Consider the following 9,859-nt stretch of genomic DNA (forward strand, 5'->3'; position numbering starts at 1 on the left):
GCGCTTCCTTCGTTTCCGACTCTATCAGATCTTTCCGATCCGATTTCCTCGGTGCTTTCCGGTCCCTTTCGCTTTCGCTCCGGGCCCTTCCGGCGGTTTCGACTTTATCAGATTCATTTCGGCCGACCTAATCGGTGGCTTTCGTGATTCGAATAAGAATCGGAGTGACTCCGTGGAATCAAAATCCCTGCCGGAGTGAGTGAGACTCTACCCGGCCGCTGCCGAACTGTCCAGTTCTAGGCAACCGTTTGAATCTACCTCCCCACGAGCCCCGTGTCAACGGGTTTCGCGAGCACCGGAGGAGACTAGCAGCTCAGGAGGGGCGGACGCACATCAGGCGGCGGTGGGGAGGGTGGCGCTCCGGTCGGACTCCTCCAGGTCGCCGGTGTCACCGGCCCGGGCCGCACGGCCGCCGAGCACATAGACGTACACGAGGAAGCCCAGCTCAGCGGTGATGCCGATGGCGATACGGGCCCAGGTGGGGAGGCCCGAGGGGGTGACGAAGCCTTCGATCAGGCCCGAGACGAAGAGGACCAGCGCCAGGCCGATCGCCATGCCGACGGCCGCACGGCCCTGTTCCGCCAGGGCGGCGCGGCGGGTTCTGGGCCCGGGGTCGATGACGGTCCAGCCGAGGCGGAGGCCCGTACCCGCGGCTACGAAGACGGCGGTCAGTTCGAGCAGGCCGTGGGGAAGGATCAGGCCCAGGAACACGTCGAGGCGGCCGGCGGCCGACATCAGGCCGATCCCGACGCCGACGTTCAGCATGTTCATGAACAGGATCCAGAGCACCGGGACGCCCAGGAACGCGCCCAGGACCAGGCACATGGCCGCGGCCTGGGCGTTGTTCGTCCACACCTGGGCGGCGAACGAGGCCGCCGGGTGGCTCGAGTAGTACGTCTCGTACTGGCCGCCGGGGCGGGTCATCTCGCGGAGGTCGGCCGAGGCGCCGATCGCCGCCTGGACCTCAGGGTGCGTACCGATCCACCAGCCGATGAGGGCCGCGAGCAGCGTCGAGAGGACGGCCGTCGGGATCCACCAGCGGCGGGAGCGGTAGACCGCGGCGGGGAAACCGGCCGTCAGGAAGCCGATCGCGTCGCGCCAGGAGGAGCGGCGGGTGCCGGTGACGGCGGCGCGGGCGCGGGCCACGAGCTGGGTGAGCCGGGCCGTGAGCATGGGGTCCGGGGTTTTCGACTGGACGATCGAGAGGTGGGTGGCCGTGCGCTGGTAGAGCGCGACGAGCTCGTCGGCCTCGGCGCCGGTGAGCTTGCCGCCCCGGCGCAGGAGGTGGTCGAGGCGTTCCCACTCGGCTCGGTGGGCGGTCACGTAGACGTCGAGGTCCATGATCGGCTGCTGCTCCAGGCACTGGCTGTGGACGGGTCCGTACTACTGCGGCGCGCTGCGGGCCAGCTTGGCAGACTGGCGTTCGGAGGGGTCGGGAAGGCCGGAGAAGGGTGGGTTCCGTGAGTGATCTGGTGACGGGCGATGCGGTCGTCCTGGGGTTGCAGCCCGCGCGGCTGCCGAGTCGGGCGCTCGCGGTGCTCATCGACCTGGTCGTGGTGTGGGCCGCGTATCTGCTGATCACGCTCGGGCTCGCGGTCGCCACGGCGTCGCTGGACGAGGCGGCCGTGATGGCCGTGTCGGTCGCGTCCTTCCTGCTGCTGCTCGTGGGGGCGCCGATCGCGGTGGAGACGCTGACGCACGGGCGGTCGCTCGGAAAACTGGCCCTCGGGCTGCGGGTGGTCCGGGACGACGGCGGGCCGATCCGGTTCCGGCACGCGCTGGTGCGGGGCGCGATGGGGGTCGTGGAGATCCTGATGACCTTCGGGGTCGTCGCCTGTACCGCTTCGCTGGTGTCCGAGCGGGGGCGACGGCTCGGGGACGTCTTCGCGGGGACGCTGGTGGTGCGGGAGCGGATACCCACCGCGCGCGTGGCGGCCGTTCCTCCTCCGCCGCCGTGGCTCGTGGGGCGTTTCGCCGGGGTCGATCTCTCGGCGGTGCCGGAGGCGCTGTGGCTGGAGATACGTCAGTACCTGACGCGGTCGCGCGAGCTGGATCCGGTGGTGGGGCGGCGGCTCGCGGAGCGGCTCGCGGACGAGTTGGTGTCGCGGACCGGTACGCCCCCGCCGGCGGGGGTGCCGGCCGACGCCTATCTGGCGGGCGTGGTGGCCGAGCGGCAGGCGCGGGACGCGCGGCGGGCGTTCGCCCCTTCGGCGGGGGTGGTGGGGGTGCCGGGTGTTGTGCCGGGTGCTGTTCCGGCTGCGGTTGTCGCGCCCTCGGCTCCCTCGGTTGTCGCGCCTCCGGCTCCCCCGGTCGTCGGTCCGGGCGTGGAGTCCGGAGCGGCGCGGCCCACCGGGTTCGCGCCGCCTGCCTGAGGGCGGCTGACCGAGGGCGCCTGCACGAGAGGCGCCTGCCCGAGGGTCGGCCGGCCGAGAGGCGGGTGCCCGCGAGGCGAGTGCCCGCGAGGCGAGTCAGGGGAAGACCGAGGGTGGGGTTTCCAGGGCTTCCAGTTCGATGCCGGGGGCTGCGAGGACCACGTCGCCGGCGATGTGGACCGTGTGCCGTTCCCCCGTGTCCAGGGCGCTGACCTGGTACTCGTCCACCATCAGGGGGCCGTTGTCAGTGGCGTGCGCTTCACTTCTCAGCAGGGCCCAGGACTGGTCGACCGTGAGGGGGGCGAGCACCGGGTCCGTGAAGGCGACGAGCCTGACACGGGTCTCGGGGGAATCGGGGGTGAGGCGCAGGAGTCGCGTGAGGGCGACGAGGAAAGCCGGGGACGTGCCGGTGAAGGCGTGGGCGCGCACATTGCCTTCGGTGGCGTGGGTTCCGGTGGGGTCCGTGCGGACCCAGGTGACGCCGTCGAGGGCCGCGCCGCGGACCTGCCAGCCGGCGGCGTGCAGTTCGAGGCGGATGGGGCGGCCGAGTTCGTCGACGGCCAGGTCGACGGAGCCCCGGTGGTCGCCGTCGGGGGTGGTGATCTGCGAGACGTAGCGCCAGCCGGAGGGGCCGGGCGCGCAGTGGAAGTGTTCTTCACCGAGGGGGGTGTGATCGTGCGGGTCATGGAGCGAATAACGGCCGCGGGGCATGGGTCCTCGGGTGGCTTCCTGAAGCGATAGCGGGGGCCGGACGGGGCAGGCCCCCCGGCACGGGGGTGCGGGGGGCCTGCCTGAGTCCTCTACGGGTGTCCGGGACGGCGCCGCGTCAGCGCGCGGGCGCCGCCGGCCGGGGCATCAGTAGCGGTAGTGGTCTGGCTTGAAGGGGCCCTCGACCTCGACGCCGATGTAGGCGGCCTGCTCCGGGCGGAGGGTCGTCAGCTTGACGCCGAGCGAGTCCAGGTGGAGGCGGGCGACCTTCTCGTCCAGGTGCTTCGGGAGGACGTAGACGTCGGTCGGGTACTCCTGCGGCTTCGTGAAGAGCTCGATCTGGGCCAGGGTCTGGTCCGCGAAGGAGTTCGACATCACGAAGGAGGGGTGACCGGTCGCGTTGCCGAGGTTCAGCAGGCGGCCCTCGGAGAGGACGATGAGGACCTTGCCGTCGGGGAAGGTCCAGGTGTGGACCTGCGGCTTGACCTCGTCCTTGACGACGCCGGGGACCTTGGCGAGGCCGGCCATGTCGATCTCGTTGTCGAAGTGACCGATGTTGCCGACGATGGCCTGGTGCTTCATCTTGGCCATGTCGGCGGCCATGATGATGTCCTTGTTGCCGGTGGTCGTGATGAAGATGTCGGCGGTCTCGACGACGTCTTCGAGGGTCGCGACCTGGTAGCCGTCCATCGCCGCCTGGAGGGCGCAGATCGGGTCGATCTCGGTGACGATGACGCGGGCGCCCTGGCCGCGGAGGGACTCGGCGCAGCCCTTGCCGACGTCGCCGTAGCCGCAGACGACGGCCGTCTTGCCGCCGATGAGGACGTCGGTGGCGCGGTTGATGCCGTCGATGAGGGAGTGGCGGCAGCCGTACTTGTTGTCGAACTTCGACTTCGTCACGGCGTCGTTCACGTTGATCGCCGGGAAGAGGAGGGAGCCGGCCTGCTGCATCTCGTACAGGCGGTGGACGCCGGTGGTGGTCTCCTCGGTCACGCCGCGGATCTCGGACGCCAGCTGGGTCCACTTCTGCGGGTTCTCGGTGAGGGTGCGGTTGAGGAGAGTGAGGATGTAGCCGTACTCCTCGCTGTCCGCCGTGGACGGGTCCGGGGCGGAGCCGGCCTTCTCGAACTCGACGCCCTTGTGGACGAGGAGGGTGGCGTCACCGCCGTCGTCCAGGATCATGTTCGGGCCGCCGGTGGGCGTGTTCGGCCAGGTGAGGGCCTGCTCGGTGCACCACCAGTACTCCTCCAGGGTCTCGCCCTTCCAGGCGAAGACCGGGACGCCCTGGGGGTTCTCCGGGGTGCCGTTCGGGCCGACGGCGATGGCCGCGGCGGCGTGGTCCTGGGTGGAGAAGATGTTGCAGGAGGCCCAGCGGACCTCGGCGCCGAGGGCGACCAGGGTCTCGATGAGGACGGCGGTCTGCACCGTCATGTGAAGCGAGCCGGTGACGCGGGCGCCGGCGAGCGGCTGCGTCTCGGCGTACTCGCGGCGGATCGACATCAGGCCGGGCATCTCGTGCTCGGCGAGGGTGATCTCCTTGCGGCCGAAGGCGGCCAGGGAGAGGTCGGCGACCTTGAAGTCCTGGTGGGCGGCAGTCGTCATGACTGGGCTGCTCCTCGTGTGTGCGAGTGCGAGGGTCGGTTGCGGCGCCTGGCACCACGGAAAGGCCCCCTGGACATACGAATGCCCGGGTGCTTTCTCGGTGCCGTCGTCGGAGGCCCTCTCTCCCTCGGCCGGTCCGCGGACCGCCCGACCGCCATCAGCAGCGACGTCTGGCTGGTCACGAATCTACACCGATCACTGCGGCCGGCCACAGTCCGCATCGGGGGCGGGTGGGGCTTCGGTGTCCCGGGGGGTGGGGATTCTCGCGGCCGTTGCCGCCCTGCCCGTACAGACGTGCGGGCGGGTGGACTCGCCTGCGGGCGGGGACGGACTCCCCTGCGGGCGGCGGGACTCGCCTGCGGGCGGACGTGAGAGGCCCCCGGGGCGTGTGGTCCCGGGGGCCTGTGGTGGTGGGGTGTGCCCGGCCGTGTGTCCGGACCCCTGTCAGCGGCCGTGGTTCGGCCTTGGGTCAGTGGCCGGGGCCGCCCGGGGTCTTGGCCGGGTTGCTGCCCGCCGCGGCGGCCGCCGCGCTGTAGATGTCGGGCTCCAGGTAGATCACCCGGGCGATCGGGACGGCGGCGCGGATGCGCTCCTCGGCGGCGTTGATGGCGTTCGCGACCTCGGTGGCCGTGTCGTCGTGCTGGACGGCGATCTTGGCGGCGACGAGGAGCTCCTCGGGGCCGAGGTGGAGCGTGCGCATGTGGATGAGGCGGGTGACGGTCTCGCCGTCGACGACGGCCTCCTCGATCTTCTTGACCTCGTCGGTGCCGGCGGCCTCGCCGAGGAGCAGCGACTTGGTCTCGACGGCGAGGACGAGCGCGATGAGGACGAGGAGGACACCGATGCAGACGGTGCCGATGCCGTCCCAGACGCCGTCGTCGGTGGCCAGCGCCAGGCCGACGCCGCCGAGGGCGAGGACGAGACCGATCAGGGCGCCGAAGTCCTCCAGGAGGACGACCGGCAGCTCCGGGGCCTTCGCCCGGCGGACGAACTCCTTCCAGGACTGGTTCCCGCGGAGCTCGTTCGACTCCTTGATGGCGGTCCGGAAGGAGAAGCCCTCGGCGATGATCGCGAAGATCAGGACGCCGACCGGCCAGTACCAGGCCTCGATGGGGTGCGGGTGCTTGATCTTCTCGTAGCCCTCGTAGATGGCGAACATGCCACCGACGGAGAAGAGCACGATGGAGACGAGGAAGGCGTAGATGTAGCGCTCGCGGCCGTAGCCGAAGGGGTGCTGCGGGGTGGCCTCGCGCTGGGCCTTCTTGCCGCCGAGGAGCAGCAGGCCCTGGTTGCCGGAGTCGGCCAGCGAGTGGACGGCCTCGGCGAGCATCGACGACGAACCGCTGAAGAGGAACGCCACGAACTTGGCTACGGCGATCGCGAGGTTGGCGGCGAGTGCCGCCACGATCGCCTTGGTTCCGCCTGACGCGCTCATGGGTGTACGTGGTCCCTTCGTCGATGCTCCGGCTCGATCGCCGCGGTTCGGCCGGTCATTGTCGCATCAGGCCACGACGGTGGCCCGGAAGACCGTCCCTGCCCCGTTCAGTTCTGTGGCCTCGCCCGCGGGTACGAAGACGGACTCCCCGGGGCCGAGGGTGATCTCGCCGGCCTGGGTGCGGCCCGCTACGGCGAGCAGGATCTGGGGGGTCGCGGCGGTGACGTCGGTCGGGGCTGCGCCCTCCGCGCGGACGAACCGGGAGAGGCGGAACTCGTCGATCGGGGTCTCGTACACCTCCTCGCCGGAGGGGGAGGCCTCGGGACGCAGGACGCTCGGCTCGTTCGGTTCGAATCGGACGACGCGCAGGAGTTCGGGGACGTCGACGTGCTTGGGAGTGAGGCCGCAGCGCAGCACGTTGTCCGAGTTGGCCATGATCTCGACGCCGAGGCCGTCGAGGTAGGCGTGCGGGACGCCCGCGCCCAGGTAGAGCGCCTCGCCGGGCTGGAGCCGGACGCGGTTGAGGAGCATGGCGGCGATCACGCCGGGGTCGCTCGGGTAGTGGTGGGCCAGGGTCGCGTACGGGGCGTGGTCGCCGCCGAGGCGGTCGGCGGCGGCATGGGCCTCGGCGACGGTGTGCGCCATCTCCTCGCGGTCGGCGGTGAGCAGGGCCGTCAGGACCTCGCGGAGCGCGGCCTCTTCGGGGTGGGCGTGGAGGAGGTCCACGTACGGCTTGAGGGAGTCGACGCCCAGCGCGGCGATCAGGTCGGCGGCCTCGACGGGGTTGCGGAAGCCGCACAGGCCGTCGAAGGGGGTGAGCGCGCAGATCAGCTCGGGCTTGTGGTTGGCGTCCTTGTACATCCGGTGCGGGGCGTCCACCGGGATGCCGACGGCCTCCTCGGCGGCGTAACCGGCCTGCGCCTGGGCCAGGTCGGGGTGGACCTGGAGGGAGAGCGGGGCGCCCGCGGCAAGCAGTTTCAGGAGGAACGGGAGCCGCGGCCCGAACTTCTCGACGGCCGGCTCCCCCAGTTCGCGTACGGGGTCGGCGGCGATGAGCTCGTTCAGCGCGCCGCGCCCGGTGCGGGAGGGGGCGCCGGGGTGGGCGCCCATCCACATCTCCGCCTGGGGCTCGCCCGTGGGGGCGGTCCCGAGCAGTTCCGGGATGGCCGTCGTGGATCCCCAGGCGTAGGGGCGGACGGTGTTGACGAGGCGGTCCATGGTGCCTGCCAGCTCCTCGGGGTGGTGACGGATCGTGCGGGTGTCGGGAGACAGGTGACAGGGGGCGGGTGACGGGTGGGTGACGGTGTGGTGCACCCGGGGGGTCCTGGTGGTGGCCCTGCGCCGGCCTCGGTGGGGGTTTGTGCCGGTGGGTGACGGAGCGGCGCTGGGCTGGGGTGGGGGGGTGGGGGGTTGGGGGGTTGGTTGGTGGGTGCGCGTTAGTGCGGGGTGCGGGCCGGGGTGGCCAGGGAGAGGTAGACCGCTGCGAAGTCCGTCACGGCGAGCAGTTCGGCGAGGGTCTCCAGGTCGCCGCCCTCCTCCGGTTCCAGCTCGCTGATCGCGGTCTCGTGCCCGAGGGCCAGTTCGCGGGCGGCCGGGGCCGCGGTCAGGCCCTCCGCCGGGCGGTCCCGGAGCAGGACCACGCGCGCGCGGAGCGCCTGCTGCTCGTCCACGCGGTCGCGGAAGAAGTCGTCCGGGTCCGCGCCCGCCGCGTAGTCGCCCGCGAGGAGCACCCCGTGCGCCGGCAGCGCCTCCGGGAGCTCCGCGGCGAGCGCCGGAAGGCCCGCGAGTTCGGCGAGGACGGCGGCGAAGCGGCGGCCGGCCGGGCCCGCGGCGTTGCCCTCGGTCCAGATCAGCGGGAGCGAGTCCGCGAGTTCGGCGGCGAGCGTCTTCGCCGGATTGCTGTACGTGGCGATCGCCGGGCCGCAGCGTTCCGCCGTGCGGTCCAGGCGATCCGCGACCTTCTCCAGGGCCTCCGGCGGCGCCTCGATCAGACCCACACGGTCCAGGAGCGCGAGCAGCGGGGTGAACAGGGCCCACAGGGCGCCCGGGCTGGCCGCGATGCTCTCGGCGTACTCGTCGGGCGCCTCGTTCGGGGCGATCGCCATCGGGACGAACAGGCCGCGCGAGCCGTTCACCGCCTCCGCCAGCGGGGAGGCCTTCGGGGCGACCGCGACGACCGTGATCCCGCGGCGGTACGCCTGCTCCGCGAGCAGCGCGAGGCCCGGTTCCGCACCGTCGGTCGTCGGGAGCAGCAGCAGGTCCACCGAACCCGCCCAGCCCGGCAGGGCCCAGCGCAGGGCGCCCGCCGCGGGGGCCACGCCGGTCGGCTGGAGCCGTACGACGGGGGCGGCGGCTCCGGCGAGCGCGCCGATCAGGTCCGCGACGCCTGCGGCGGCGGTGCCGGGGCCCGCGACCAGGACGGCGCGCGGGCGGCCCTCCGGGCGGAGGTCCGCGATGCCGGCCTCTGCGGCGTGCCGTGCGGCGGTCCGTACTCGGGCGCCGGCCTCGGCGGCGCCGCGGAGGAGGCCGCGGCGGTCGGCCAGGGCGAGGTCGTCCGGGGCGTCGAGGAGGGTCTCGTCGAGCATGTGCGGTGCCTCCGGTGTGATGCGGGTCCGGTGGTGCGGGGGCCCGTGCGGGGCGGGTTCCCGTGCGGGGCGGGTTCCCGTGCGGGGCGGGTCCGGTGGTGCGGGGGCTGGTCGTGCGGCCGGTCGTTTGGGCGGGTTCCCCGTGGGGGGTGCTCGTCGTCGGCGGCCGCGCCTTCCCGGAGGCGGGGCCTGCCTGCCGCTCCGGTCATGGTGCGGGTTCGGGGCGCGGGAGCCTAGGCCCGGCAAGGGGCGCCGTCCCGTGTGCCCACCCGTCCCGCCCTGCGGGACGATTGCCCACACGGGGGGGTGGGCGCCGTCCCTGTGGGCGCAGCCCACACGAGCCTGGGCGCAGCGCGCACGGGGCGGGCGTGAGCCACACCGGTCGGCCCGAGCCACACCAGTCGGGGCGCAGCCCGCACGGGTCGGGCGGGGCCACACGCGCGGGGCGCGTGCCGTCCCGGCGGGAACCACCCGCACAAGCCGGGCGTGAGCCACACCAGTCGGCGTAGGCCACACCGGTCCGGCCTGAACCACACCAGTCGGCGTAAGCCACACCCGTCCGGCCTGAACCACACCCGTCGGCGTAAGCCATACCCGTCCGGCCTGAACCACACCAGTCGGCGTAAGCCACACCCGTCGGCATAGGCCACACCAGTCGGCGTAAGCCACACCCGTCGAGCCTGAACCACACCCGTAGGCGTGGGCCGTACGGGTCTGCGGTGGGGCCGCAGCCGTCGACGTCGGCGCGCGGGGCGGGTGTGGGGCACCACCGGTCGTGTCGGGGCTCCCCGGGGCGCTCCCCGTTACGACGGCTTGCGGGCCTCGTCTACCAGGAGGACCGGGATGCCGTCGCGGACCGGGTAGGACAGGCCGCAGTCGGGGCTCGTGCAGGTCAGCTCGGGGGTCTCGTCCGCCGTGCGGTCGTTCAGCGGAGCGTGGCAGGCCGGGCAGGCCAGGATCTCCAGGAGGCCGGCTTCGAGCGGCATGGGGTGTCCCTTCGGACGGACGGATCGGGCCAGGTCAGCCTACCGGGGGGGGGGGGGGGGGGGAGGACGGCGCCCGCGGGGGGGGGGGGGGGGTGGGCGGTGTTCCCGGACAGAGCGAGGAACCCCTCGTGGGGCGTGTTTCCTTGTGGCCTCTCGCTGGGCTCCAAATTG

The 9,859-nt window shown here is 72.5% G+C and carries 8 protein-coding genes; 1 reads left to right on the forward strand and 7 read right to left on the reverse strand.

Annotated elements, in window-relative coordinates:
* Window positions 1–333 precede the first annotated feature (333 nt).
* Window positions 334–1,341: a stage II sporulation protein M gene (locus tag ACZ7HT_RS36160; protein WP_471173880.1), complete on the reverse strand. Its 1,008-nt coding sequence runs from the start codon at window positions 1,339–1,341 to the stop codon at window positions 334–336.
* A gap of 119 nt (window positions 1,342–1,460) precedes the next feature.
* Between ACZ7HT_RS36160 and ACZ7HT_RS36165 the strand changes: the two genes are divergently transcribed.
* Complete coding sequence (locus tag ACZ7HT_RS36165; RefSeq protein WP_471173881.1) at window positions 1,461–2,372, forward strand: RDD family protein; 912 nt, start codon at window positions 1,461–1,463, stop codon at window positions 2,370–2,372.
* 96 nt (window positions 2,373–2,468) lie between these two features.
* Here the strand turns inward: ACZ7HT_RS36165 and ACZ7HT_RS36170 are convergent, their stop codons facing one another.
* The 6 genes from ACZ7HT_RS36170 to ACZ7HT_RS36195 form a co-directional block, all read right to left on the reverse strand.
* Window positions 2,469–3,083, reverse strand: a complete 615-nt coding sequence (locus ACZ7HT_RS36170; protein ID WP_471173883.1) for a hypothetical protein — start codon at window positions 3,081–3,083, stop codon at window positions 2,469–2,471.
* Window positions 3,084–3,227: 144 nt separating this feature from the next.
* Entirely contained in the window at window positions 3,228–4,682 is a 1,455-nt protein-coding gene (gene ahcY, locus ACZ7HT_RS36175; RefSeq protein ID WP_471173884.1) for an adenosylhomocysteinase, read from the reverse strand.
* Between the two features lie 469 nt (window positions 4,683–5,151).
* The gene (locus ACZ7HT_RS36180; RefSeq protein WP_471173886.1) at window positions 5,152–6,117 is read right to left on the reverse strand and encodes a cation diffusion facilitator family transporter; all 966 of its coding nucleotides are present in this window, start codon (window positions 6,115–6,117) and stop codon (window positions 5,152–5,154) included.
* 66 nt (window positions 6,118–6,183) lie between these two features.
* On the reverse strand, window positions 6,184–7,335 hold the full coding sequence (gene manA, locus ACZ7HT_RS36185) for a mannose-6-phosphate isomerase, class I (protein ID WP_471173925.1): 1,152 nt from the start codon (window positions 7,333–7,335) through the stop codon (window positions 6,184–6,186).
* Window positions 7,336–7,553: 218 nt separating this feature from the next.
* A complete protein-coding gene (locus ACZ7HT_RS36190; protein ID WP_471173887.1) occupies window positions 7,554–8,702 on the reverse strand; it encodes an SIS domain-containing protein in 1,149 nt (382 codons plus the stop codon).
* 803 nt (window positions 8,703–9,505) lie between these two features.
* Window positions 9,506–9,688, reverse strand: coding sequence for a Trm112 family protein (locus ACZ7HT_RS36195; RefSeq protein ID WP_471173889.1), 183 nt, complete (start codon window positions 9,686–9,688; stop codon window positions 9,506–9,508).
* Window positions 9,689–9,859 lie beyond the last annotated feature (171 nt).

The organism is Streptomyces sp. NPDC037410 (genome assembly GCF_055602235.1).

What these genes read in the sequence shown, in the direction of transcription:
- ACZ7HT_RS36160 (WP_471173880.1), bottom strand. Translation starts at nt 1,341, where the DNA reads ATGGACCTCGACGTCTACGTGACCGCCCACCGAGCCGAGTGGGAACGC.
- ACZ7HT_RS36170 (WP_471173883.1), bottom strand. Translation starts at nt 3,083, where the DNA reads ATGCCCCGCGGCCGTTATTCGCTCCATGACCCGCACGATCACACCCCC.
- ahcY (WP_471173884.1), bottom strand. Translation starts at nt 4,682, where the DNA reads ATGACGACTGCCGCCCACCAGGACTTCAAGGTCGCCGACCTCTCCCTG.
- ACZ7HT_RS36180 (WP_471173886.1), bottom strand. Translation starts at nt 6,117, where the DNA reads ATGAGCGCGTCAGGCGGAACCAAGGCGATCGTGGCGGCACTCGCCGCC.
- manA (WP_471173925.1), bottom strand. Translation starts at nt 7,335, where the DNA reads ATGGACCGCCTCGTCAACACCGTCCGCCCCTACGCCTGGGGATCCACG.
- ACZ7HT_RS36190 (WP_471173887.1), bottom strand. Translation starts at nt 8,702, where the DNA reads ATGCTCGACGAGACCCTCCTCGACGCCCCGGACGACCTCGCCCTGGCC.
- ACZ7HT_RS36195 (WP_471173889.1), bottom strand. Translation starts at nt 9,688, where the DNA reads ATGCCGCTCGAAGCCGGCCTCCTGGAGATCCTGGCCTGCCCGGCCTGC.